Below are 23049 nucleotides of genomic sequence, written 5' to 3'. Positions count from 1 at the left end.
ATTTGCGACACGGGTCGCAAATGGGCAATCGCTGTGCGGCGAAGGACGTGACAGGCCGCCGGATCGACCAACGAGCCTACGCAGTCTGCGCACACGAAAACGCCGCCTCGGCAAAACCAAGGCGGCGCTGGATCGACTTCGAAGCAGCGCTGGGCTGCTTCCGCCAGGATTGCTGTCTCAGGCGACGAAGCCGAGGCGCGCGGCAGCCATGGCCCCGGTCTGGCCGGGCATGGTGTTGGCCAGGCGCTGGCGCTCGAGCGCGGTCGTCAGGTTCATTTCGCGGCGGGCAAAGAGGCGGGCAAAAAGCTTCATGATCATCTCCATTCGGTTGCTCAGACGGGTCGCCTTCGCTTGATGGAGTGGGGCAGCTCGTTTGTTGATGATGATATAGGCTTACGTGAGGGGAAACTAAATCGCAAAAGCGAAGCACTTGATATGAAAAGCGACACCGAATGCGACAAATTTGGGCAATCTGCCTAGGATTTTCGATTATTTACAATGTGTTGATTGCCAGTGCGGGCTGCTATGCGACTTGCTCATATGCGGCATGCGACGGCGACATGGCTCGGGAAAATCATTTGAATACAAACAAAAAGGCCTGCCGGGCTGATCTGCGCGGCAGGCCTTCAGCTGTTGATACACACGGTTTACTTTGCTCCAGCCCAAGATCCCACACCATGGCGAGTGCCGGTCTTGGCATCGGCAGCTTCGGGCCAGCCGATATCCTTCTGCAGTTCAATCGGCAGCGCGCGGATGGCGCGTTCCGTCTGGTAGCGGGCACGGGCCTCGCTGAACTCGGTCGCGATCCGACCGATGGATGACAGGATAGACATCTCATTCTCCTTCGCGTTGGCCGGGATGTCCCGGCGCTTGCAGCGTCAGGCGGTACACCGGGTTTGTTTCAGCTTCATTTCGTGTCGATTGCAGGTCCGTGTCATAGTTGTTTCGGGACCACTTCGATGCGTCCTGCCTTCGATGGAGTTGACTATCCTCCCAAACTGATGTTCAATCAAACGAAATGGAATGATGGTTTGCATCAGAAAAATTGAAGGTCGCTTGCCATGAACGCCCCACTCAATCATCCGCTGCCGCTGCTCGATCTCGACGTTCTGCGCACTTTCGTCGCAATCGCCGAGACCGGCAGCTTCACCACTGCGGCCAATGCGGTCTTCCGCACGCCGTCGGCCGTCTCCATGCAGATCAAGAAGCTGGAGGACATTCTCGGCCGCTCGGTGTTCGCGCGCGACGCCCGTTCGGTGACGCTGACCACCGATGGCGAGATGCTGCTCGGCTATGCGCGCCGGCTGCTGTCGATCAATCGCGAGGTGGTGTCGAAGTTCATCATTCCAGACATTGTCGGGGTGGTGCGGCTCGGCTCGCCGGACGATTATGGCGAACGTGTGCTGCCGCATGTGCTGAAGCGATTCGCACAGTCGCATCCTTCCATCGCGGTCGACGTCACCATCGACCAGAGCGTCAACCTGCGCCGTCGCATGGACGATCGGGCACTCGACATCACGCTGCTCACCAACTCATACAAGACCAGCGCGATCGGCGCCGAAGTACTGCTCACCGAGCCTATCGTCTGGGCCGGCGCCAAGGGGGGCTGTGCGCATCTGCGCGAGCCGCTGCCGGTCTCCTTGTGGGAAGAAGGCTGCGCCTGGCGGGCGGGTGCATTGGAGGCGCTTGGCCGCGAGGGCCGCAACTACCGTATCGCCTATATGAGCGCGCACACGGCCGGCCAGCGCGCCGCGATCATGGCGGATCTTGCAGTCGCGCCGCTGCCGAAATCCTTCCTCGGCAGTGACATGGTCGAGCTGTGCCCGAAGGACGGCATGCCAGACATAGGCACCTACAACCTCGCCATGGTGGTGACGCCGGACGCCAGCGCGCCGGTGAAGGCAGTCGCCGACCATATCCGAGCGACGTTTGAGATGTTCAGGGAAACTGGGAAGTTCTGAGCCAAACTACGACCTGAGCGGCGCAACCAGATCGCGAGGGGTTCCGTCGCGGTCTGCCCTTTGCAGCGACAACTCTCCTGCCTTGGCATGATAACTGTCAGTTTCGTTGGTCAAGAAAGCCACTATGCTGTCCCGCGCGCGTCGCGCCTCCGGCATGTCGATCAACGGCCAGACATGGAACATGCCTTGCTCGTGGACGACCTCAATGTCGACGCCGGCCGCGCGTGCCTTTTCCGCGAAGATCAGATTGTCGGGTGTAAGCAGATCGCGTGAACCGGTCAGCAGCAGCGTTTTGGGCAGCACCGACAGGTCGCCGTAAACCGGGCTGATGCGCCAGTCGGTGGGATCTATGCCGGCGCTGTAAAGCCGGATCGCCTCGCGGCCGCCGGCAATGCCCAGCCATGGATCGTTGCGTTCGGCCTCATACATTTCTGGGTTGGCGAGCGACACGTCAAGGCCGGGCGAAATCAGCACGTGGCGCGATGGCAAGGGCAGGCCGTCTTGCGCAGCCATCATGGTCAGCACGACAGCCATGTTTCCGCCGGCGGAATCGCCCATGAAGATGATGTCATTTGCCCTGGTTTCGCCAAACATCTGGCGGTAGACGGCGCCGACCATACCGAACATGGCGTGGAAATCGTGTTCGGGAGCAATGGGATAGATCGGCACGGTGATACCGAACCCGAGGCGGTCGGCCATGTCGGCGATCAGCCGCCAATGATAGGGGGTGATTTCAAAGACGTAAGCGCCGCCGTGCAGGTAGAGAATCCGCCTCCGCTCACCAGCCTTGGGCGCGATCTCGTAGACGGGAAAGCCGTTGATCGTGCGGGTTGTGATCTCCAGGCGCGACCGCAGCGACGCAGGCGGCCGATGGTTTTCCGTCTTGCGCGCATAGGCGATCCAGCGCTGCAGGTTCTCCGGGCTGGAAAACGCCTTCTTACGGCTGTACCTGAGCACGAACGAAACGACGTGGCTTTTGAGACTGGGCATGCAGATACACGGACTTCGGCTGAGCCGACTAAGAGAACCCCCGACTATTTTGAAGATTGTGTCGCCACCAAAAAAGTCAATATTTATGCAATCTCAACACGGTGGTTTGACTCCAGCTGGCGATAAAGCCTCAGGTCCATGAAGTCGCTAGCCCACCTGGGCAGCTCAGCGCCGCGGGCGGCAGTGCGGCGCGCAGCCAATTGCTGGGTGCAGCCGGAGCCGCATTGCGGCCCCGGCGAATACCAAGCAGCTTGCATTTGTCGATGAAGTTCATCCGCGCTGCATGCCCCAGCCGACCGAAAGCTGCCTTTCGCTCGAACGCGGCGACACCGGCCAGCCAATGTCCTTCTGGATCTCAGGCGGCAAGCTGTTGAGGATGCGCAGCGACTTGCGCGCTTCGCGTGTTTTCTTGAAGGCCGCACCATAGCGGCCGAGGCTTCCGAACATCGACATCTTGATCTCCTTTGGAGCGTTGCGGTGGCCGACAACTGTTTCTGCCTGCCGTTCGATGCCGGTTAAATGCTCCGCACATGTATCTGGCGGATTTCACGAAAACGCGATTTCGTTTCCAGATCGGCGCGATCTGGAAACATTTGCATACAAATGAAAATAGAAAGGCTGACAGCCGAGCGGAGGCGAGTCATCCCCGCCCGCGCCGCGCGGCGTGGCCTTCGCGCGAACGCCGTCGCGGGGCAGCGTCGCCGGCAATGCCGTCTTCGCTCACCGTCTTGCGCGGCGGCAGTTTCACCGCCGCCGACAGCTTGGGGAACGGGTCGATCTTATTTGGGAGCGCCATGGCATAAACGAAATGTTCCTGGAATTTCGGCTCCAGCGCCGTCTCGATCTTCTCGATCCTGCTGACGGTTTCCTCGATCTCGCGGCGATAGCCGCGGTTCAGGAGCGCCATGCGGGCGCCGGCGCCGGCCGCATTGCCGACGGCCGAGACCTTGTCGAGGTCGCAGTCCGGGATCAGGCCCAGCACCATTGCGTATTTCGGATCGATGAACGAGCCGAACGCGCCGGCAAAATGGATACGGTCGACATGTTCGGTGTGCTGCTTTTCCATCAAAAGCTTGGTTCCGGCATAAAGCGCCGCCTTGGCAAGCTGGATGGCGCGCACGTCGGTCTGGGTAATGGTGATTTTGGGCTCGCCTTCCTTCAGCACATAGGAGAAGGTGCGGCCATTGGCGACGACGCGAGGCGAGTGGCCGCTCAGCGATCCATCGACGACGCCGTCCTCGGAAATGATGCCGGCGAGGTACATCTCGGCTACCACCTCGATGATGCCGGAGCCGCAAATGCCGGTGACGCCGGTCGCCTGCACGCTGTCGAGGAAGCCCGGCTCGTCGGACCAGAGTTCCGAGCCGATAACGCGGTATTTCGGCTCCAGCGTTTCGGGATCGATACGGACGCGTTCGATTGCACCCGGTGCGGCGCGCTGGCCACCGGAGATTTCCGCACCCTCGAAGGCCGGGCCGGTTGGCGAGGAGGCCGCCACGACCCGCTGGCGATTGCCGAGCACGATCTCGGCATTGGTACCGACATCGACGATCAGCATCATCTCGTCCTGCCGATGCGGGCCTTCCGACAGCGTCACTGCAGCCGCATCAGCGCCGACATGGCCGGCAATGCAAGGCAGCATGTAAAGCCTGGCGCCCTGGTTGAGTTTCAAGCCGATATCCGATGCCTTGATGTGCACGGCGCCGGAGACGGCTAGCGCGAAGGGAGCGCCGCCGAGTTCGGTCGGATCGATGCCGAGGAACAGATGATGCATGATCGGATTACCGACGAAAACGGAATCCAGGATATCGTTACGCTGGACGTTGCCTTCGGCGCAGACCTTGTCGACGAGGCCCGAAATGGCCTCGCGCACGGCGACCGTCATGCCTTCGCGGCCGTCCGGGTTCATCATCACGTAAGAGACGCGGCTCATCAGATCCTCGCCGAAGCGGATCTGCGGATTGGAGGTGCCCGACGAGGCGGCGACCCGACCCGACAGCAACGACACCAGATGCATGGCGATCGTGGTCGAGCCGATATCGCAGGCAAGCCCGTATGCCTCGTTCTTCAGGCCAGGCCACAGAGCGATGACCCGCGCGGTCTCGCTGTCGGTGTCCTTGTGGATGGCGGCCGTCGCGGTCCAGTTGCCTTTGCGCAAAATGCCTTGCACCTGCGGCAACAGATGGAAATCGAAATCTAGGCTCTTGAGGCCCCAGTCCTTCATCAGCGCGATCTTCAGGCGGTCGAGGTCGCCGAGCGGCTTGTGCATGTCGGGTTCTTCGATCTCGACATAGCACATGCGGATAGCCGCATCGCGGGCGATGACCCTGGTATCGGCGTCCTTGCGGATAGTCTGCGCGTTAATAACGGTGTCCTGCGGCACGTCGACGACGAGATCGCCGAGGATCTGTGCCGAGCAGGACAAGCGGCGCCGCTCGGGGAGCCCGCGAACGCGCTCGTAGCGCTCTTCCTTGGCGCCCTTGGGCGAGAGGTGATCGTTGGAGGAGACGATCTTGTGCTTGGCGAAATTGCCTTCCTGCACCTCGATCTGGCAACGCCCGCAAGTGGCACGCCCGCCGCACACGCTCTCGACGTAGACACCAAGCTGGCGCGCGGCATCCAGAACCGGTGTGCCGACCGGAAACCGCCCGCGCTTGCCCGACGGCATGAACAGCACGAGCGGATCAGTGATGTTGACGGGAGAGTTCATTCGTTCCAGACTTTACGTTCTACGCTGCTCGGGTCTTGGCCACGGCAGCGATGCCGCTGTGTTTCGGTTCCTCCCAGTCGTAAACCCATATCGTGTCGGCCAAGCCATGGCTCAACCCCGGGCCATCCGCGCTTCGCGGCCGCCGCGCCTGCGTCCGCCATTGCCATTGCCATCGCCCGGCGCGTTGACCTGCGTCCGGGCGGCAACGGCCTGGCCGCCTTCAGCAGGCTTGTAGTCCTTGTATGTCCTGATCCAGTTGGTGCAGTTCTCGTCGGTGCCGTTCAGCACGTTGGCGCCGCGCACCGCTTCCATTTCCTGCGGCCGCACCGGGTTCATGATCGCCGAGGTCATGCCGGCGCCGATCACCATCGGGATGAAGGCGGCGTTGATGCCATGACGGTGCGGCAGGCCGAATGAGATGTTGGAGAGGCCACAGGTGGTGTTGACCTTGAGCTCCTCGCGCAGCCGGCGTAGCAGGGCAAATACCTGGCGGCCGGCATCGCCCAGCGCGCCGATCGGCATGACCAGCGGGTCGACGACCACGTCATGCGCCGGAATGCCGAAGTCGGCGCAGCGCTGAACGATCTTCTTGGCGACGGCAAAGCGCACATCGGGGTCCATCGAAATACCGGTCTCGTCGTTGGAAATGGCGACGACCGGAACGTTGTATTTCTTGATCAGCGGCAGGATGGCTTCGAGCTTTTCCTCCTCGCCGGTGACGGAATTGACCAGCGGCCGGCCCTTGGCGACCTTCAGCGCCGCTTCGATCGCGGCGGTCACCGAGGAGTCGATCGACAGCGGCAGATCGACCAGGCCCTGCACGATCTCCAGCGTCTGCACCAGCAGCGCCGGCTCGGTGGCGTTGGGGTCGACTGCGGTGACGCCGGCGTTGACGTCGAGCATGGCCGCGCCGCAGGCGGCCTGCTCCAGCGCATCCTTGATGACGGTCTCAAAATTGCCGGCGATCATTTCGGCGGCGAGCTTTTTGCGGCCGGTCGGATTAATGCGCTCGCCGATCACGCAGAAGGGCTGATCGAAGCCGATGATGATTTCTCGTGTCGCCGAGGCGACGATGGTGCGGGTCATGAAATCTCTCCATCGTGATATAAAGAGTTCTTTATATCGTTATCTGTTTGTGATCAAGCGAATGCTGACGATTCGCGCTGTCAATGCGCGGTTTTGACCATGTCGACCTGGGTTTCGGTGAGGTCGTCATGCAGTATGTGGTCGAGCCGGTCGGCAACGAGCTGGTCGTCGCGGCGGATTTCGCGCTTCCATGGCCGGCGACCCTTCAGCACGCCGGATTCGTCGACGATCTCGGCGACGTATTCTTCCTGGCGATAGGCCATCACATGAACGCCGGACACACCGGGAATTTCCTTCACCTCATTGATGATGTCGATGCAGAGCTGCTTACCTTCCTTCTTCTGATCCTGAGCGCCTTCCAGGCGCTTGACGATCTGATCGGGAATGTGAATGCCCGGCACGTTGGAGCGGATCCATTTGGCCGTCTTGGCCGAGGCCAGCGGCCCGACGCCGCACAGGATGAAGCATTTCTCGGTATAGCCGAGATCGCGGACCTTCTGCATGTAGGTACGGAACATCGGCACGTCGAAGCAATACTGGCTCTGCACGAACTGCGCGCCGGCAGCGATCTTCTTGCCAAGCCGATAGGGCCGGAAATCGATCGGCGGCGCGAACGGGTTGATGGCCGCGCCAAGGAAAAGCTGCGGCGGGGTCGTCAATTTGCGGCCGGACAGGAATTTTCCGTTGTCGCGCATGATACGGCAGGTTTCGAGCAGCGACATGCAGTCGAGATCGAACACCGGCTTGGCGCCGGGCTGGTCGCCGGCCTGCACGCCGTCGCCGGTCAGGCAGAGCATATTGGCGACGCCCATCGCAGCACCCCCAAGCACGTCGCCCTGGATGGCGATGCGGTTCCGGTCGCGGCAGGCGATCTGCATGATCGGGGCATAGCCCATGCGGGTCAGGAGGGCGCAGATGCCGACCGACGACATGTGGCAGTTGGCGCCGGAAGCGTCGACGGCATTGATGGCGTCGACCCAGCCGTCGAAAATCCTGGCGCGGTTGTAGACGTCTTCCGGATCGGCGCTGTCGGGCGGATTGAGCTCGGTCGTCACTGCGAATTCGCCGCGTCTCAATACGCGCTCCAGGCGACCACGCGAGGTGTGGCCGGGCAGGGGATCGAGCGGCAAATGGATGCCGGCCGGATTCTCGTCGGGCTGGCGGCCAATCATGCCGACGCTCCAGTGTTGGTAATGTTCCGGGCCGCATCGCGGGCGGCCGCCGCCTGCGCGGTGACGCGCAGCCACGCGGAGGTCTCGCGCAAGGATTGGTCGACCGGTTTCTGCACCTCCAAAATCCTGTCGCCATGCACCATGTTCCGCGAGCCTTCCCAGGCCTTAACCCAGACGCAGGGCATATCAGGCTCGACCTCGCAATTGCCGTTGGCGCGGACACCGCCACAAGGGCCGTTGCGCAATTGCTTAGGGCAGTTCATCGGGCACGACATGCCGGTCGAGGAAAGGATGCACTGGCCGCACATGCGGCAGTCGAACATGAAACCCTTGACGCGCTTTTCGACGAATTTCACCGGTCCTTCGACGCGGCTGTAGCCGATGCCCTTCCAAAGCGGGTGGAGGAGCAGAAACATGTCGGCGAATTTGGCGTAAAACCATTCGAGCAACCGCGAATGCCGGACCGACCAAAGCCGCACTGCAAACGAACGCTGCACGCGCCGCTGCGGCGACACGTCGGCCGGCTTGTAGTCGGATTTCGGCGCCGCCTTCCTGACGATGGTCGCCTGCGTCAGGCCGGTCTGAGCCGTCGTCGCCGGCATTGATTGGGGATCAGACATTTTCTTTGCCGCCCGCCTTGACCAGAGCTATCAGCCGCTCGCGGTCGTATTTCGCATCGATTTCCTGAAGAGCCTTCTCCGCCTCGGCTTCAAGATCGTCACCGACTAGGATGGGTTCTGCCTTGCGCCATTCGGCAAGATAGTCGTCGGTGCCGCCGGCGCCGGTGCGCATGGCGCACATGTCGATCGCCTCGGTGAAGCGCAGCGGCAGTTCGCGCTTGGCGTTCTGCCGGCCCTTTTTGACGATGACCTGGGCGGGGATGTCGCGCCAGTAGACGACGATCAGATCGGCCATGAATTCCTGCTCCTGCAGAGCGCCGCGCGTCCAATCGAACGCACAAACGATGCTCTACCATCTAACTCCGCTGCATCGTGCCCTCCAAAGATCGATTCCGATGTTTTGGGCCAATGCAGTGGTTTCGAGCATTGCCGGAAGCGCTGTTGGGCTGCTTGTTATGGGACGACGCGGGGGCCTTCAAAAGCGACGCAATCGACGGCCGCGGTTGAAAGCGGAGTCTTTCAGCACAGGTCAGCCGGCGCGGCCATCGAAGCTGCCGACCAGCTTCCTGTGGAAACGCACGTAACCTCGTTCGGTCGTGCCTAGATGCTCCGCGACGATCTCATGGAAGCGCGGCAGGCGGTGGAAGGGAACGGCCGGATAGGAATGGTGCTCCGAATGGTATGGCATGTTCCAGGCCACGAAGCGCACCAGCCTGTTGGTGAAGGTGGTGCGGGTGTTCTCGAGCATGTTGGCGACATGCGGGCACAACGCGTGCTCGGCCAGCAGGTAGGCCCGCAAAAACGGCTGTCCTACCAGCACCGGCACGATCCAGACCCACAACAGCAGCGCCGACTGTATGGTGAGAGATGCGGCCAGCAACACCGCATAACCGATAAGGAACAGCCGTGCTTCGGCAACCACCTTGCCGCGACTCTTTTCCGGTACGAAGCCGTCGCGATTGCGGCCAGCCGCATTGGTTGCGACCACGCGGCCCATGGCGATCCAATAGGGGCCGCCCGACAGATAGCGCAGATATTGGCTGACGGTCTCCGGCTTCGGCGCCCTCAGTTCGGGGTCGTTTTCGGGGTCGTGCGTATGGCGGTGATGGGCGAAATGGAAATAGCGGAACCATGCCGGCGGCAGCAGGATCAGGAAGCCGGCCACGGCGGCAACAGCGCGATTGAGCCACGCCGTCCTGAACGCCGTTTCATGGATGGTCTCGTGCAGCGGCGTGAAGAAGAAGACGATCAGGATTCCCTGCGGCAAGACGAGAAGCGGCCAGAACGGGATGCGGGCGGCGATCAACGCGCCCAGCAGGATAACCAGCCCGCCATGGGCGGCCAGCCGGAAAATGCCTGGCCGGTCAAGCCTGGCGGTGAGGTCGCGACGGTCCTCGACCGAAAGGCCGGCAATGATGGTGCGGTGATCGATGTCGCTCATGATGCAATGTTAGCGGCGGGTGGGCATCCGGTAAATCGGCGCGTCACCAGACGCCGTTCGTTATCCCGGTCCAGAAATAGGACCAGACCGTCGGGTGATACCATTGTTTCGAAGGCAGGCCGGGCTCGACCGTGCCGAGCTTGCCGGCCAGCGCATCTCTGACCGCCTCGACGCAGATGTCGCGCGAGAACGCCGCCTGCCGCAACGCGTAGCTTGAAATTGTGTCGCCCGGCTGCGGTTTTGCCGGGTCAGCATCATCGTGCCGAGTTGACCGATGGCCGAGGCCCAGCCTTGCCGTCGCGCCCGTCCGAGAAGCAATTGCTTTTTGGATTCAGGTGCTTCGAGGATAACACTGACCGGCCCGAGTTGATCGGCGACCGCGTTGACGATCGCCCAGATATGCGAGCCGCCTTCGGTAACGACGACGATCGGTCGTTGGTTTGGTTTCGACCGTGCCATGGTTCGCGACCTCCGCAAAGACCTGTTCTTTGCGCGCGAATGCTAGGCTGACCGGGTTAACCCTTGGTGATCGGGGCTCAGCGCTTGAGTTCGAGGATGTCGAGCTTCGATTCGTAATAGGGCGCCGGGAACTCGATGCGCCATTCGCTGGCGCTGTTGCGGAAGGCATAGCCGACCTGATCGCTTTCCGGGCCGCTGCCGTAGGGCTTTGCCGGATCGTCGTTGACGTAGAAGGAACCAAGATAGATGGCGCGTTTCTCGCCATCGTCGAAGAAGCGGCCCTTGGTGCGCTGCGAGCCGGTGATCTTTTCCAGTCTCCAGCCGGAACCATCGTCGCTCACCTTGCATTTGAACCAGCCATAGATGACGAGCGGGCTCAATCCGCCGGCCTTGATGGTGCGGCATTGCCAGTTGCCGGTCAGGTCGTTGTCGGAGAAGGAAACCAGCGGCTTTGCCAGCAAGGCGTCGAGCTGCTTGACCTCGGCTGGATCGCCGGCCTTCGCCTCGTCAAGCGCTGCCTTGCGCGTCTCGCCATATTTGTCGAGCCGCGCCTTGTCGGCAGCCGTTATCAACTTCTGCACCTCGCCGTCGGCGAACGCGGGCATGGTCAAGCAGAGGACAGTTGCTGCGGCAAACATGAGGCGAGCGATCATCGGTGGCGTTTCCCTGTTGATGGCTAGAGCAGCCCGTTTTCTTGTCTGGCGCATACCTTAATGTTTCGCCACGTTCTGTCATCCGTGCTTGGGCATCGACAGCGGAAACGAGGTGGAAAGAATGCGGATCTTGCTGACGGGATCGTCGGGCTGGCTGGGCAGCGCCTTGGCACCGCGCCTGCGGGCCCTCGGCCATGACGTCACCGGCCTCGATCCCGTTCCGTCTTCGGAAACTCCAATCGTCGGCTCAGTCGCCGATCGCGACCTGGTCATGCAGGCGGTCGAGGAGAACCGCATCGAGGCCATCATCCACAGCGGCGCGCTGCACAAGCCCGACATCGAACGTTATCGCAACGAGGATTTCGTCGAGACGAATGTGCGCGGCACGCTCAACCTGCTCGATGCGGCCGCTGCATTCGCGGTTCAGCGCTTCGTGTTTACGTCGACGACATCGCTGATGATTTCCGAGGCCATACGCGCCGGTTTCACGGGAGGCGCGCGCAAGGCGGCATGGCTGACGGAAGACATGTCGCCGGAGCCACGCAACATCTATGGCGTCACCAAGCTTGCCGCGGAACATCTTTGTCGCCTTTACCAGCTCCAGTTCGGCCTTCCGTCGATCGTACTGCGCACCGCTCGGTTCTTTCCCGAAGCAGACGATATGGCGCACGTGATCGAACAGTCGGACGCCAACACCAAAGCCAATGAGCTTTTGTTTCGCCGGCTGACGGTGGAGGATGCTGCCGATGCCCATATCGCTGCCTTGGAGAAAGCACCGCAATTGGGCTTCGACATCTTCATCATTTCGGCACCGACACCGTTCCAGCCCGAGGATTGCGCGGCATTGATCGCCGATGCACCCTCGGTCGTCGCACGCTATTTTCCGGATTATCCGGCACTCTACGCGAAGAAAGGCTGGACGATTTTTTCGTCGATCGACCGGGTCTACGATGCGTCGCGAGCGAGGGACCGGCTGGGTTTCGTCTGCAAGACGAGCTTTGCCGATGTGCTCGCCGGGCTCGAAGCTGAAGAAGGCCTTGCCTAGAAGTACCGTCAAGCCAGGATTGCAGCGCTGGCCAGTTCCTTCGTCAGGTCACCATAGCCGGTCGAGCGCCGCTCATAGGCGAGACCGAGCATTTTCGCCGCCTTTTCGGCGACCTTGTCGAGTTCCGGGTCGTCAGTCTGAGCGATATAGATCAGCTTCTCGTAGTTGCCGAAATAGTCCTTGATCAGCTCCGGGTGCTTGTCCAGGCCGAGCGGCTTCATGAAGAAGGCATCGAATTGCCGGCAGAGGAAATCGGTCATGTAGAACGACATCATGTCATCATCGGCGACCTTCGCATAGGTATCCATGCCCTGGTAGAAAGCAAAGCAATGCGGCCCGGCCATGCGCTCGACGCCATGCTTCTCGCAGATCCGATCGAGCAAGCCACCCGTGCCGCAATCGGCATAGCCGACGAAGATGTGTCTGTAGCCGTCGGTCTTGGCCTTCTCGATTGCCTTGTCCATGGCCGGCGCGATGCGGTCCGGATAGAAGTGGAACTCCGCTGGCAGGCAGGTCAGGTCGAGATGGTCGAGCCCAAGCTGCTCCTTGACCGCCAAAACCTCGCGCGCAATCATCCCGCAGGCGATGACGAGCAGCCTGTCGCCCTGATCGGATTGTTGTTTTCGCGCGGTAGTCATGGAACCAGTCTAATCCATCTTCGTTGCTGTCCAGCGAATTTATATGCTGAGGGAGACACCATTCATGAAATTGTTCCGCGTTGCGCCAATCGCTATTCTCGCCTGCGCCTTGGCTGTTTCGGCCTGCGCCAACACGGTGCGCGGCGTCGGTAAGGATATCAAATCCACTGCTAAAGCTGTTGACGATACCGTCAAGAAACCCTGATCCGCACGGCTCTAAACATTTGGGAATAAAAAAGCCGCACTGCAAGGCGCGGCTTTTCTCGTTGGTGCCGGACTTATTGACCTCAGGCCGAAGCGCGGACGTTGTGCTTGCGCTTCATGAAGTCCTTGGCGGTCTCGACCGCCACCGCGGCGTCGCGGCAATAGGCGTCGGCACCGACGGCTTTGCCGAATTCCTCGTTGAGCGGCGCACCGCCGACCAGCACAACATAGTCGTCGCGAATGCCCTTTTCCTTCATCGTATCGATGACGACCTTCATGTAAGGCATGGTCGTCGTCAGTAGCGCTGACATGCCGATAATGTCGGGCTGGTGCTTTTCGATGGCATCGAGATATTTTTCGACCGCATTGTTGATGCCGAGGTCAATGACATCGAAGCCGGCGCCTTCCATCATCATGCCGACCAGGTTCTTGCCGATATCGTGGATGTCGCCCTTGACGGTGCCGATCACCATCTTACCCTGCTTTGGTGCGCCAGTGGCGACAAGCAGCGGACGCAGGATGAACATGCCGGCCTTCATCGCGTTGGCCGACAGCAGCACTTCGGGAACGAACAGGATGCCATCGCGGAAGTCCTCACCGACGATGCGCATGCCTTCGACCAGAGCCTCGGTCAACACCTTGTAAGGCGCCCAGCCGCGTTCGAGAAGGATATTGGTGCCTTCCTCGATTTCTTCCTTCAACCCGTCATAAAGATCGTCGTGCATCTGCTGCACCAACTCGTCGTCGGAGAGTTCCGAAAGGATGATCTCGTCGTCGGCCATTTTTTCTCAGGCTCCTTGCCGGCTACAACTATCGCGGCAGCTTAAAAATATCGCGCCAATACCTAACCCGCATGGGCCGGTTGTCCATAGCCGATTTGCGACTTCCCGCAAAACGAAAGCGACCGTAAATCTCTTGGAATTCTTGTCGATTTTGCGACAGGCGTTGGCGCTGGCGGGCCGTTTCGAATAGGGTGCATGGCTACGATCCGGCCAGAGACCGCAATATGCGGCCGCAAACGGATTTCAGGCCGGTACAAGAGCCCGGCCGGAGTAAATCAAGGCCAGAACGAAAGCCAGGGAAGAACGATTATGAGTGAGAACGCGCCGGTCGATCAGGAAGCGTCAAACGCGCGGCGCGGGCGCGCTGCCAGCGGTGGCGCCGCAGCCCGACGGGCTGCACGTTCGGGCGGCGGCCCCGGCACACAGCTCACCTATATCAAGCGCAAGATCAACGTCTATGAAGTGCTGGACGAGGAAGGGCTGGCGCTGATCGAAAAGAACACCGACACGGTGCTGGAGGAGATCGGCATCATCTTCCGCGACGACGCCGAGGCGCTAAAGCTTTGGAAAGAGGCGGGCGCCGACGTCAAGGGCGAGCGGGTGCATTTCCCCAAGGGCCTCTGCCGCTCGCTGTTGAAGACCGCTCCGTCCGTGTATACCCAGCACGCCCGCAACGGCGAGCGCTCGGTGCAGATCGGCGGCAACGCGACAGTGTTCGCGCCGGTCTATGGACCGCCCTTCGTGCGCGATCTCGACGGCGTCAGGCGCTATGCGACGATCGAGGATTTCCGGAATTTCGTAAAACTCGCCTATATGGCGCCGTCGATCCACCATTCGGGCGGCACGGTTTGCGAGCCGGTCGATGTGCCGGTCAACAAACGGCATCTCGATATGGTCTACAGCCATATCAAATATTCGGACAAGCCGTTCATGGGCTCGGTGACCGCGCCCGAGCGCGCTGAAGACACGGTGGCGATGGCCAAGATCGTGTTTGGTGACGATTTCGTCGAGAACAACACGGTGCTGACCAGCCTGATCAATGCCAACTCGCCGATGGTCTTCGACGAGACCATGCTGGGAGCGCTGAAGGTCTATTCGCGCCACAATCAGGCCTGTATCGTCACGCCGTTCATCCTTGCCGGTGCGATGAGCCCGGTGACGGTCGCCGGCACGCTGACACAGGTTTTGGCCGAGGTTCTGGCCGGGGCATCGTTCACACAACTGATCCGGCCGGGTGCGCCGGTTCTGTTCGGCACCTTCGCCTCGTCGATCTCGATGCAGTCGGGCGCGCCGACTTTCGGCACGCCGGAGCCGTCGCTGGTCTCGTATGGCGCCGCACAGCTTGCCCGCAGGCTCGGCCTGCCGTTCCGCACCGGCGGTTCGCTCTGTGCTTCAAAAATCCCCGATGCGCAGGCCGCCTACGAGAGCGCCAACACGCTGAACTCGACGATCCTGGCCGGCACCAATTTCGTGCTGCATTCGGCCGGCTGGCTCGAGGGCGGTCTCGCCTCCTGCTACGAAAAGTTCATGATGGATATCGACCAGCTCGGCATGACGCAGAAGTTCTCCGAAGGCGTCGACCTGTCGGAAAACGGCCAGGCGATGGACGCCATCCGCCAGGTTGGCCCGGGCAGCCACTATCTCGGCTGCGACCACACCCAGGCGAATTTCCAGACCGCGTTCTACCGTTCCAACATCGCCGACAACAATTCTTACGAGCAATGGCTGGCCGAAGGCGAAAAAACCGCGCCGCAGCGCGCCAACGAGCTCGCCCGCCGCTGGCTGGAAAGCTACGAGGCGCCGCATCTCGATCCGGGTATCGACGACGGGCTGAAGGACTTCATTGCCAGGAAGAAGGCGTCGATGGCCGACGCCTTCACCTGAAAGGAGCCCGAATCAGGCGGGGCTAAAGTCGCCAACATCATCCACAAGGAAGTCTGGCGGAGCGCCTTCTCCGACCCGGACAAGAAGGGATGATCCTCGAGCGCAGCATGGTCGAAACCATCGCGGCGGCACTTTCCGCACACGGTCTCGTGCTTTGCGGCGGCTTCAATTTTGCAGGCGCTGAGAAGGCGCCTTCCGATCTCTCCGGCGCTGCCGCCAAATCCATCCTGCTGGTGGGGCAGGCGGGTGCCGCACCTTGGCCGCACTTCATGCGCTGGCTGGAGAAACAGTCACAGCCGATCGACGATCCGCTCGACAGATGGTCGCGCGAAGTGATCGGCGCGGTGGCCGGAAAATTCGGGGCGCGCGCGGTGTCGCCGTCCGACAGGCCTTATCTGCCATTCCAGCAATGGGCGATGCGTGCGGAGGGGCTGAAGCCGTCACCGCTCGGCATTCTCATGCATCCGCAATATGGGCTCTGGCATGCCTATCGCGGCGCGCTGCTGTTCGAAGACGAAATTGCGCTCCAAGAACCCCGCGACATAATTCACCTTTGCGATACATGTCTGGAAAAACCTTGCCTGAAATCCTGTCCGGTAAAGGCTTATTCTGCGGATGGTTTTGCACATGAAACCTGTCTGGCCCATGTGCGCGGGCAAAACGGCGCGCCCTGCCGCACCGGCGGCTGCCTTGATCGCAACGCCTGTCCTTACGGCACCGACTATCGCTATCCGGCCGAAGTTCAGGCCTTTCACATGGCAGCATTCGCGCGTCTGTAGCGTCGCCGATGCCGCACGAAATCTTGAAGCAGATCGCCTCACTACAGCTTGCCGCGACGGTCACCGCGGGTATCTATCGCACGCCGGGCCGGTCGGCATTGTCGGCTACTGCATGGGTGGAGCGCGGGCGCTGAACGCAGCGGCCAGCTATCCCGGCCGCATCGTCGCGGCGGCCAGTTTCCACGGCGGCAATCTGGCTGGTGACGCTGCCAACAGTCCGCACCGGAAGGCCGCTTCGCTCAAGGCAAGGGTTTATATCGGTACGGCCGGCACAGATCGCAGCTTTCCGCCCGCGCAAACGGCGCGGCTGGCTGAAGCGCTGCGCGCGGCCGAGGTCGACCATGTCATCGAGAACTATGCCGGCATGGCGCACGGCTGGTGCGTGCCGGACCACAGCGCCTTCGATGCAGCCGGCGGCGAGCGCCACTGGAAGCGGCTGACGACGCTGTTCGCGGAGACGCTCGGTCAGGGCACGCCAACCGTTACGACGTGACGGCGCGCCAGAAAATTCTTTCCATCGCCCCAAGGAACAGCCATTAGCCTTCGTCCAACAGGCAATGATGGCGATGATGCTGGACGAAAGCGAAGCCTCCGACGCTGAACTGATCGGGCGGGCGAAGGGCGGAGATCGGGGTGCTTTCGGCAAGTTGCTCGGAAGGCACTACGGTTTCGTCTATCGCGCCGCCTATCGCTGGTGCGGGAAAAAGGCCGACGCCGAGGATATCGCCCAGGAAGTCTGCGTCCGGCTTGGCCGGGCGATCCGCGACTATCATGGCAGCGGCGCCTTCACGACATGGCTCTACGCCATGACGCTGAATGCGGCGCGCGACATGATGCGCAAGACCGCCCGCGAGACGGTCAAGACCGATGCCTATGGCGCCTATGTCCTGATTTTGGGGGAAATCTCGGCTGAGCCGGAAGACCCGGCCGAGGCGCTCTGGGCGGCGGTGCGCAAGCTGCCGGACAAGCAGCGCGACGCGGTGCTGCTGGTCTATGGCGAAGGGCTGAGCCATGCAGCCGCCGCCGAGGCGATGGCGATCTCGGAGACGACGGTTTCCTGGCACATCCATGAAGCGAAGAAACGGCTGAAGACGCTGATGCGTTCAGCCGGGGAAGTGTGACCATGGTCGACGACAACGAACTCAAGAGACTGCGCGACATCGCGGCACCGGCGCCGGACGCGGACGCAAAGGCGCGTGCCCTCCAGGCCGCGCTGCGCGCCTATGACATGGAAGAAAGAACTTTACCGGCCGCCCAAGGATCGGTGAGCGGGCTTCGTCTCACAGAGCGAGCACAAAGGCTCTGGAGCGAAATCATGCAAAAGAAACTCTTCGCCACGCCGGCCCTCGCCGGGCTCGTTGCCCTGCCGATCGCCGGATACGCTGCCATGTACATGCTTGGGGAATCCACATTCAGCGGGCCCGAATTCGGCGGGGACGATAAGATCACCGAAACGCTGGCCGACAAGCCGGCGACCGTCAAACCGCCGGTCGTGGCCGAAGCGGACAAGCAGAAGAAGGCGGATGCTGACAGTGAAAATCGCGACGTCGGCGAGGCGCTTGTGGCGCCGACATCGCCGCCGAAAGCGGAATCGACGGCAGTCGGTGGGTTGACGCAGCAGGACGTGCTCACCCGCAATGCTCCCGAACCGGCGCAGAGTGGCGAGTTTGCGCTGAATGGCGGCACCAGCACCGCGGCTCCGGCGGTCGATGGCGGCGCGCGGGTCGGACGTATGCCTGGCACGGTTGCCGAGCCCAAGCTGATGGCACAGCAGCCTGCCGCTGCGCCGGCCGACCAGATGCTGCCGCAAGAGGAAAACCGCGATCGCATCGAGAATTTCAAGACCAATCCGGTGCATGCCGCGCTGGAAGATCCGGTCTCGACGTTCTCTATCGATGTCGACACCGCTTCCTATTCCTTCGTGCGGCGCTCGCTGAAGGAAGGTTTTATTCCGCAAGCCGATACGGTGCGCGTCGAGGAGATGGTCAACTACTTCCCCTATGAGTGGAAGGGACCGGGCTCCGCCTCGGCGCCGTTCAACTCGACCGTCAGCGTCATGCCGACCCCGTGGAACGAGCACACCAGGCTGATGCATGTCGCCATCAAGGGCTTCGACGTGAAGCCGGCCGAGCAGCCCAAGGCCAATCTGGTCTTCCTGATCGATGTGTCGGGCTCGATGAACGAGCAGGACAAGCTGCCGCTCCTGCAGTCGGCCTTCCGACTGCTGGTCAACAAGCTGAGACCTGACGACACCGTCTCGATCGTCACCTATGCGGGCGATGCCGGTACCGTGCTGGAGCCCACCAAGGCTTCGGAAAAGGACAAGATCCTCGCTGCCATCGACAATCTGACATCGGGCGGCTCGACGGCAGGCGAGGCCGGCATCAGGCAAGCCTACCGGCTGGCGCAGAAATCCTTCGTCAAGGACGGCATCAATCGGGTGATGCTCGCCACCGACGGTGATTTCAATGTCGGCCAGACCGACGATGACGATCTGAAGCGGCTGATCGAAAAGGAGCGCAAGACAGGCGTATTCCTGTCGGTGTTCGGCTTCGGCCGCGACAATCTGAACGATCAGATGATGCAGACCATCGCCCAGAACGGCAATGGCACCGCTGCCTATATCGATACGTTGGCGGAGGCCGAGAAGGTACTGGTCGAGGATGCCTCCTCGACACTGTTCACCATCGCCAAGGACGTGAAGATCCAGGTCGAGTTCAACCCGAACAAGGTTTCGGAGTACCGGCTGATCGGCTACGAGACCCGCGCCATGAATCGCGAGGATTTCAACAATGACCGGGTCGACGCCGGCGAGATCGGCTCAGGCCATTCGGTCACAGCGATCTACGAAATCACGCCTAAGGGCAGCGGCGGCGAACAGATTGATCAACTGCGCTATGGCCAGGCCTCGGTGAACAATGGCGGTGTTGCCAATGCCGACGAATATGCCTTCGTCAAGATCCGCTACAAGCTGCCGAACGAGGACACTTCGAAGCTGATCACCACGCCAGTGACGTCAGCCAACGAAGTGGCGTCGTTCGACCAGGCCAGCACCGACCAGCGTTTCTCCGTTGCCGTTGCTGCCTTCGGCCAGAAGCTGCGCGACGAGGATGCGACCGCGAAGTTCGGCTACGACAAGATCATGCAGATTGCCATCGCCGCCAGAGGAGCCGACCCGTTTGGATACCGGTCCGAGTTCCTCTCGCTTGTGCGCCTTGCCTCGGCGCTCGGCGGTAACCGGTAGTGGCAATGACGGCCGGTTTCTTTCAGATGGGATCGTTCTGATAGGGGGAGCCGGCCTACGGGCGGGTGAGGCAGGCCGGCGAGGGAAACCTTGCCGGCCTTTTTTCGCGGCCGCACTGCTTCGCGCGGACGATGTCGCAGACGAAAGCGTCAGGCGCGTCCGCGGCGCCGTTCGCGGCGGGCTTCGCTGGTCTCGGCGACGTTGACCGTCGCCTGCTTGTTACGCATCGGACCGATGCGTTCGACGATCTGCTCGATGGTCGGGCGATCCGACCTGGTGTGCGCATCGAGCGCCTTGCGCATGGCGGCAAGGTGCTGGAACGAGGTACCGCAGCAGCCGCCGACGATCTTGGCGCCGGCATCGACGGCTAGGCGCACATAATCGGCCATCAGCTCGGGCGTGCCCGAATAGTAGATCTCGGCACCGCGAAATTCGGGGATGCCGCAATTGCCCTTGACGATCACCGTTGCTTCCGGCTTCGCCTCGGTCATGTCGAGCAGCGAGGCGAGAATATCGGAGGCGCCGACACCGCAATTGGCGCCGACACCGAGCGGTGTCTGCGACAGGCCATCGACAACGCCGTGAATGTCCTTTGGCAGCAACCCCATCATGGTACGCCCGGCGGTGTCGAAGGAACCGGTATAGGTATACGGCAGGCCGACGCGGATGGCGGCTTCGGCGGCGGCGCGGATCTCGTCGGGCGCCGACATGGTCTCGATCCAGGCGACTTCGGCGCCGCCGGCCTTCAGGCCTTCGATCTGTTCGGCAAAGGCCTCGACCGCCTCATCATAGGTCATGGCGCCGAGCGGTACCAGCAACTCGCCGGTCGGGCCGACTGAGCCGGCCACGATCACCTTGCGGCCGGCCTTTTTTGCAACGGCACTTGCGATCTCGGCGGCGCGCTTGTTCAGTGCATAGACCCGGTCCTGCGCATGATGCAGCTTGAGCCGATGGCGGGTGCCGCCAAAAGAGTTGGTCAGGATGATGTCGGCGCCGGCATCGACAAAGTTCTGGTGCAGGCTGGTGATGGTATCGGGTGCGGTCTCGTTCAAGAGCTCGGGAGCCTCGCCGGCCTCAAGGCCCATGGCGAACAGATTGGTGCCGGTGGCGCCATCGGCGAGCAGGACGCCCCTTTCGGCAAGCAGCGCGTCGATTGGATTGGTCATTGTGGAATACGCCTTCCCGGAGAATTATTGAGATAACGATATAAAGAATTCTTTATGTGACGTCAATGTCGGCGCGGGAAACAGCCGGTCAAAATCGCATCTCCGCCAGCTTTCGTGTGAAGCTGGCCGCCTCATGCGCGTTGACGTCCGCGGCACGGATCAGATTGTCGAAATGGCTGGTCAGGATGCGGATCGGCTGCGTGGCGTTCAGCACCAGATACATGTCGCCGACGTAAATGGCAGCGCGATAAGGTCCGAAGATCGTGTAGGGGATCGAATAGCGCATCCGCCCGTCATAGAGAAACAGGCGGAAGGTGGGATAGAGGTCGTCGAGCAGTGTCGCCATGTGGAGGAGTTGCTGGTGGCGGTCGGCTTCCGGAAAGCGGTCCCACACGCCCAGCCCGCGCGCGAAGATCTCCAGCGTGTGGCGCGGCATACAGACTTCCATGTCGGTTTCGGGCCGTCGGTTATAGTCAATGCGATACTGCGTTTCGCCGGCCTGTGCCTCGCGGCTCTTGTTGGCGATGACGGCTTCATAGTCGACAAGCGCCTCGGTGCGCAGAAGATCGGGAATGCCGGCCGGCACGTAGCGGATTTTCGTTCCCGCCGCCTCGGCATGCCAGCGAGCCAGCAGCGTGCGGTCGAAGCCGTCCGGCGCCTCCTCGATCTCAAGGCTCTCGCGGATTTCACCGGTGACGCCCTCGTCGTGGCTGAGGCCGAGCAGCCAGTCGAGCGAGACTTTGAATTCGGCGGCGATGTTAAGCAGCGTTTCAGCACGGGGAAGGCGGGTCGAGCCGCCGGAGAGCAGCTGCGACAGTGCCGAACGGTCGATGCCAACCGCACCGGCGAACGCTGATTGGTTCAAATCGGACCTTGTCAAGAGCGTTTTCAGGCGCTCGCGAAAGATCGTCGACAGGTCGCGCTTGTCCAAATCGCCGTCCCACTCGATAGGAGGAAAAATTTGCGCTGAAACCTGCGAACGCGGGCTTCAGGCGTAAATGAATCCGGCTCGTTGTTTACAATGCATAACATATGCAGCTGAAAATGCGCAATCGCAACAGTTTGTGCGCTTTATCGCGTTGCCTCGATGCAACACTCCTGACACAATGCTGTCAGGAATCAAACGGGTTCCGGCGACTGGAAGGCAGTGGTCGATAGCATGACGAGCATGGGCAATAGGCGACACGGCGCAGCAGCCATCGAATGGCCGACCGTATTTCTCGCACTTCTCTGCTACGGCGGCTGGCTCGCTGCCGGCTTTCTGCTCTGGCCATCCTACCCGCTGCTGGCGCTCGCCTTTCTGACCCTGATTGCGACGCTGCAATCCTCGCTGATGCACGAGGTCCTGCACGGCCACCCAACCCGGAACGCGCGGCTCAACGAAGCGTTTGTGTTCCTGCCGATTGGCCTTGTCTGGCCGTTTCGCCGGTTCAAGACCATTCACCTGCGCCACCATGCAGACGAGCGCCTGACCGATCCGCTCGACGATCCCGAAAGCTATTACAAGGCGCTCTGGCAGCACGAGGGACTGCCGTCGGCGATGAAATTCCTGCTGAAGATCAACAACACAATGCTCGGCCGTTTCGTGCTGGGCCCTTGGCTGTCCTGCATAGGCTTCTTCATCGACGACGCCAGGCAGGTTGCCGCGGGCGACAAGGTCGTCCGCAAGGCCTGGCTGCTGCACGCTATCGGCCTCGCCATCGTGCTGCCCATCGTGCAGTTCGGCTTCGGCATGCCATTGTGGCTTTACGTTCTGGTGCCGGTATGGCTGGGACAATCGCTGATTTCGATCCGCACCTACGCCGAGCACCAATGGTCGGAACATCCGGAAGGCCGCACGATCATCGTCGAGCGCTCGCCGCTGTCCTTCCTGTTCCTCAACAACAATCTACATTTCGTCCATCATAAGAGCCCGACGGTGGCCTGGTACAGGCTGCCGAAACTGTTTCGCGACCGCCGCGACGAGTGGCTGCGGATGAACAATGGCTACGCCTATCCGAACTATTTCGCGTTGCTCAAGGCCTATGCCTTCAAGGCGAAGGAGCCGGTCGTCCATCCCGTGCTGCGGCGCATGCCGGAACCGGGACGCGCATTCAAGCCGCGTGTCAGGGCACGCAGCCTCAATGGGCTTGGCAGCGCACCGGTACCCGCCGAGCCGCCGAAAGAGTGAATTTTGCGTTGTTGCAGGCGGTTCCGCGCGGACGACGCTTTCCTG

General features: G+C 61.6%; 23 protein-coding genes and 2 pseudogenes. 9 read left to right on the top strand and 16 right to left on the bottom strand.

What is annotated here, in order from left to right:
* Positions 1 to 177 precede the first annotated feature (177 nt).
* The gene (locus NKJ13_RS07510) at positions 178 to 312 is read right to left on the bottom strand and encodes a hypothetical protein (protein WP_013894968.1); all 135 of its coding nucleotides are present in this window, start codon (positions 310 to 312) and stop codon (positions 178 to 180) included.
* Between the two features lie 335 nt (positions 313 to 647).
* A complete protein-coding gene (locus NKJ13_RS07505; protein WP_023719925.1) occupies positions 648 to 833 on the bottom strand; it encodes a hypothetical protein in 186 nt (61 codons plus the stop codon).
* A gap of 228 nt (positions 834 to 1061) precedes the next feature.
* Here NKJ13_RS07505 and NKJ13_RS07500 point away from each other — a divergent pair, with 228 nt between their 5' ends.
* A complete protein-coding gene (locus tag NKJ13_RS07500; protein ID WP_023676521.1) occupies positions 1062 to 1961 on the top strand; it encodes a LysR substrate-binding domain-containing protein in 900 nt (299 codons plus the stop codon).
* Between the two features lie 6 nt (positions 1962 to 1967).
* Here NKJ13_RS07500 and NKJ13_RS07495 read toward each other — a convergent pair whose 3' ends face one another.
* The 10 genes and pseudogenes from NKJ13_RS07495 to NKJ13_RS07450 all read right to left on the bottom strand — a co-directional run bounded on the left by NKJ13_RS07495 (position 1968) and on the right by NKJ13_RS07450 (position 11092).
* The gene (locus NKJ13_RS07495; protein WP_352737209.1) at positions 1968 to 2951 is read right to left on the bottom strand and encodes an alpha/beta hydrolase; all 984 of its coding nucleotides are present in this window, start codon (positions 2949 to 2951) and stop codon (positions 1968 to 1970) included.
* A 270-nt stretch (positions 2952 to 3221) separates the two neighbouring features.
* Positions 3222 to 3404: a hypothetical protein gene (locus tag NKJ13_RS07490; RefSeq protein ID WP_352477599.1), complete on the bottom strand. Its 183-nt coding sequence runs from the start codon at positions 3402 to 3404 to the stop codon at positions 3222 to 3224.
* Between the two features lie 187 nt (positions 3405 to 3591).
* On the bottom strand, positions 3592 to 5661 hold the full coding sequence (locus NKJ13_RS07485; RefSeq protein ID WP_352688163.1) for an ASKHA domain-containing protein: 2070 nt from the start codon (positions 5659 to 5661) through the stop codon (positions 3592 to 3594).
* Between the two features lie 111 nt (positions 5662 to 5772).
* On the bottom strand, positions 5773 to 6747 hold the full coding sequence (locus NKJ13_RS07480; protein WP_352737208.1) for a methyltetrahydrofolate cobalamin methyltransferase: 975 nt from the start codon (positions 6745 to 6747) through the stop codon (positions 5773 to 5775).
* An 80-nt stretch (positions 6748 to 6827) separates the two neighbouring features.
* Complete coding sequence (locus NKJ13_RS07475; protein ID WP_352477600.1) at positions 6828 to 7919, bottom strand: methylenetetrahydrofolate reductase; 1092 nt, start codon at positions 7917 to 7919, stop codon at positions 6828 to 6830.
* Positions 7916 to 8539, bottom strand: a complete 624-nt coding sequence (locus NKJ13_RS07470; RefSeq protein ID WP_352505747.1) for a methylenetetrahydrofolate reductase C-terminal domain-containing protein — start codon at positions 8537 to 8539, stop codon at positions 7916 to 7918. The genes NKJ13_RS07475 and NKJ13_RS07470 overlap by 4 nt, the downstream gene beginning before the upstream one ends.
* Positions 8532 to 8834, bottom strand: a complete 303-nt coding sequence (locus NKJ13_RS07465; protein WP_352505748.1) for a virulence factor — start codon at positions 8832 to 8834, stop codon at positions 8532 to 8534. Before NKJ13_RS07465 ends, NKJ13_RS07470 begins: the two co-directional genes overlap by 8 nt.
* 234 nt (positions 8835 to 9068) lie before the next feature.
* Positions 9069 to 9980: a fatty acid desaturase gene (locus tag NKJ13_RS07460; RefSeq protein WP_352505749.1), complete on the bottom strand. Its 912-nt coding sequence runs from the start codon at positions 9978 to 9980 to the stop codon at positions 9069 to 9071.
* 43 nt (positions 9981 to 10023) lie between these two features.
* Positions 10024 to 10439: pseudogene (locus tag NKJ13_RS07455) on the bottom strand (hypothetical protein).
* 77 nt (positions 10440 to 10516) lie between these two features.
* Complete coding sequence (locus NKJ13_RS07450) at positions 10517 to 11092, bottom strand: DUF4893 domain-containing protein (RefSeq protein WP_352706036.1); 576 nt, start codon at positions 11090 to 11092, stop codon at positions 10517 to 10519.
* Between the two features lie 121 nt (positions 11093 to 11213).
* On the opposite strand from NKJ13_RS07450, the gene NKJ13_RS07445 reads away from it, so the two are divergent.
* Positions 11214 to 12137, top strand: coding sequence for an NAD-dependent epimerase/dehydratase family protein (locus tag NKJ13_RS07445; protein ID WP_254818172.1), 924 nt, complete (start codon positions 11214 to 11216; stop codon positions 12135 to 12137).
* Positions 12138 to 12145: 8 nt separating this feature from the next.
* On the opposite strand, the gene NKJ13_RS07440 is transcribed toward NKJ13_RS07445, so the two are convergent.
* Entirely contained in the window at positions 12146 to 12775 is a 630-nt protein-coding gene (locus tag NKJ13_RS07440) for a DUF1638 domain-containing protein (RefSeq protein WP_254818173.1), read from the bottom strand.
* Between the two features lie 64 nt (positions 12776 to 12839).
* Here NKJ13_RS07440 and NKJ13_RS07435 point away from each other — a divergent pair, with 64 nt between their 5' ends.
* Positions 12840 to 12980, top strand: coding sequence for an entericidin A/B family lipoprotein (locus NKJ13_RS07435; RefSeq protein WP_023676507.1), 141 nt, complete (start codon positions 12840 to 12842; stop codon positions 12978 to 12980).
* A gap of 82 nt (positions 12981 to 13062) precedes the next feature.
* On the opposite strand, the gene NKJ13_RS07430 is transcribed toward NKJ13_RS07435, so the two are convergent.
* Positions 13063 to 13761 (bottom strand): cobalamin B12-binding domain-containing protein, encoded by a 699-nt coding sequence (locus NKJ13_RS07430; protein WP_023676506.1) that lies wholly within the window; start codon positions 13759 to 13761, stop codon positions 13063 to 13065.
* A 309-nt stretch (positions 13762 to 14070) separates the two neighbouring features.
* On the opposite strand from NKJ13_RS07430, the gene NKJ13_RS07425 reads away from it, so the two are divergent.
* From NKJ13_RS07425 to NKJ13_RS07405, 5 genes and pseudogenes are all read left to right on the top strand, one after another.
* Positions 14071 to 15645: a trimethylamine methyltransferase family protein gene (locus NKJ13_RS07425; RefSeq protein ID WP_254818174.1), complete on the top strand. Its 1575-nt coding sequence runs from the start codon at positions 14071 to 14073 to the stop codon at positions 15643 to 15645.
* An 89-nt stretch (positions 15646 to 15734) separates the two neighbouring features.
* Complete coding sequence (locus NKJ13_RS07420) at positions 15735 to 16424, top strand: hypothetical protein (protein WP_352706034.1); 690 nt, start codon at positions 15735 to 15737, stop codon at positions 16422 to 16424.
* A gap of 85 nt (positions 16425 to 16509) precedes the next feature.
* Positions 16510 to 16917: pseudogene (locus tag NKJ13_RS07415) on the top strand (dienelactone hydrolase family protein); the annotation flags it as partial.
* Between the two features lie 67 nt (positions 16918 to 16984).
* Positions 16985 to 17545: an RNA polymerase sigma factor gene (locus NKJ13_RS07410; RefSeq protein ID WP_352737220.1), complete on the top strand. Its 561-nt coding sequence runs from the start codon at positions 16985 to 16987 to the stop codon at positions 17543 to 17545.
* A 2-nt stretch (positions 17546 to 17547) separates the two neighbouring features.
* Positions 17548 to 19668 carry a vWA domain-containing protein gene (locus NKJ13_RS07405; RefSeq protein WP_352737207.1) on the top strand — a complete coding sequence of 707 codons (2121 nt, stop codon included), beginning with the start codon at positions 17548 to 17550 and terminating at the stop codon, positions 19666 to 19668.
* Positions 19669 to 19817: 149 nt separating this feature from the next.
* On the opposite strand, the gene bmt is transcribed toward NKJ13_RS07405, so the two are convergent.
* Complete coding sequence (gene bmt / locus NKJ13_RS07400) at positions 19818 to 20834, bottom strand: betaine--homocysteine S-methyltransferase (RefSeq protein WP_352737206.1); 1017 nt, start codon at positions 20832 to 20834, stop codon at positions 19818 to 19820.
* An 88-nt stretch (positions 20835 to 20922) separates the two neighbouring features.
* Positions 20923 to 21765 carry a helix-turn-helix domain-containing protein gene (locus NKJ13_RS07395; protein ID WP_352737205.1) on the bottom strand — a complete coding sequence of 281 codons (843 nt, stop codon included), beginning with the start codon at positions 21763 to 21765 and terminating at the stop codon, positions 20923 to 20925.
* Between the two features lie 228 nt (positions 21766 to 21993).
* Between NKJ13_RS07395 and NKJ13_RS07390 the strand changes: the two genes are divergently transcribed.
* On the top strand, positions 21994 to 23004 hold the full coding sequence (locus NKJ13_RS07390) for a fatty acid desaturase (protein WP_352737204.1): 1011 nt from the start codon (positions 21994 to 21996) through the stop codon (positions 23002 to 23004).
* Positions 23005 to 23049: the final 45 nt, after the last annotated feature.

This window comes from Mesorhizobium sp. M0174 (genome assembly GCF_040322275.1).
In the GTDB taxonomy this organism is placed as follows: domain Bacteria; phylum Pseudomonadota; class Alphaproteobacteria; order Rhizobiales; family Rhizobiaceae; genus Mesorhizobium.
This window is presented reverse-complemented; position numbering and strand designations above follow the sequence as displayed.

What these genes read in the sequence shown, in the direction of transcription:
- NKJ13_RS07510 (WP_013894968.1), bottom strand. Translation starts at nt 312, where the DNA reads ATGAAGCTTTTTGCCCGCCTCTTTGCCCGCCGCGAAATGAACCTGACG.
- NKJ13_RS07505 (WP_023719925.1), bottom strand. Translation starts at nt 833, where the DNA reads ATGTCTATCCTGTCATCCATCGGTCGGATCGCGACCGAGTTCAGCGAG.
- NKJ13_RS07500 (WP_023676521.1), top strand. Translation starts at nt 1,062, where the DNA reads ATGAACGCCCCACTCAATCATCCGCTGCCGCTGCTCGATCTCGACGTT.
- NKJ13_RS07495 (WP_352737209.1), bottom strand. Translation starts at nt 2,951, where the DNA reads ATGCCCAGTCTCAAAAGCCACGTCGTTTCGTTCGTGCTCAGGTACAGC.
- NKJ13_RS07490 (WP_352477599.1), bottom strand. Translation starts at nt 3,404, where the DNA reads ATGTCGATGTTCGGAAGCCTCGGCCGCTATGGTGCGGCCTTCAAGAAA.
- NKJ13_RS07485 (WP_352688163.1), bottom strand. Translation starts at nt 5,661, where the DNA reads ATGAACTCTCCCGTCAACATCACTGATCCGCTCGTGCTGTTCATGCCG.
- NKJ13_RS07480 (WP_352737208.1), bottom strand. Translation starts at nt 6,747, where the DNA reads ATGACCCGCACCATCGTCGCCTCGGCGACACGAGAAATCATCATCGGC.
- NKJ13_RS07475 (WP_352477600.1), bottom strand. Translation starts at nt 7,919, where the DNA reads ATGATTGGCCGCCAGCCCGACGAGAATCCGGCCGGCATCCATTTGCCG.
- NKJ13_RS07470 (WP_352505747.1), bottom strand. Translation starts at nt 8,539, where the DNA reads ATGTCTGATCCCCAATCAATGCCGGCGACGACGGCTCAGACCGGCCTG.
- NKJ13_RS07465 (WP_352505748.1), bottom strand. Translation starts at nt 8,834, where the DNA reads ATGGCCGATCTGATCGTCGTCTACTGGCGCGACATCCCCGCCCAGGTC.
- NKJ13_RS07460 (WP_352505749.1), bottom strand. Translation starts at nt 9,980, where the DNA reads ATGAGCGACATCGATCACCGCACCATCATTGCCGGCCTTTCGGTCGAG.
- NKJ13_RS07450 (WP_352706036.1), bottom strand. Translation starts at nt 11,092, where the DNA reads ATGATCGCTCGCCTCATGTTTGCCGCAGCAACTGTCCTCTGCTTGACC.
- NKJ13_RS07445 (WP_254818172.1), top strand. Translation starts at nt 11,214, where the DNA reads ATGCGGATCTTGCTGACGGGATCGTCGGGCTGGCTGGGCAGCGCCTTG.
- NKJ13_RS07440 (WP_254818173.1), bottom strand. Translation starts at nt 12,775, where the DNA reads ATGACTACCGCGCGAAAACAACAATCCGATCAGGGCGACAGGCTGCTC.
- NKJ13_RS07435 (WP_023676507.1), top strand. Translation starts at nt 12,840, where the DNA reads ATGAAATTGTTCCGCGTTGCGCCAATCGCTATTCTCGCCTGCGCCTTG.
- NKJ13_RS07430 (WP_023676506.1), bottom strand. Translation starts at nt 13,761, where the DNA reads ATGGCCGACGACGAGATCATCCTTTCGGAACTCTCCGACGACGAGTTG.
- NKJ13_RS07425 (WP_254818174.1), top strand. Translation starts at nt 14,071, where the DNA reads ATGAGTGAGAACGCGCCGGTCGATCAGGAAGCGTCAAACGCGCGGCGC.
- NKJ13_RS07420 (WP_352706034.1), top strand. Translation starts at nt 15,735, where the DNA reads ATGATCCTCGAGCGCAGCATGGTCGAAACCATCGCGGCGGCACTTTCC.
- NKJ13_RS07410 (WP_352737220.1), top strand. Translation starts at nt 16,985, where the DNA reads ATGGCGATGATGCTGGACGAAAGCGAAGCCTCCGACGCTGAACTGATC.
- NKJ13_RS07405 (WP_352737207.1), top strand. Translation starts at nt 17,548, where the DNA reads ATGGTCGACGACAACGAACTCAAGAGACTGCGCGACATCGCGGCACCG.
- bmt (WP_352737206.1), bottom strand. Translation starts at nt 20,834, where the DNA reads ATGACCAATCCAATCGACGCGCTGCTTGCCGAAAGGGGCGTCCTGCTC.
- NKJ13_RS07390 (WP_352737204.1), top strand. Translation starts at nt 21,994, where the DNA reads ATGACGAGCATGGGCAATAGGCGACACGGCGCAGCAGCCATCGAATGG.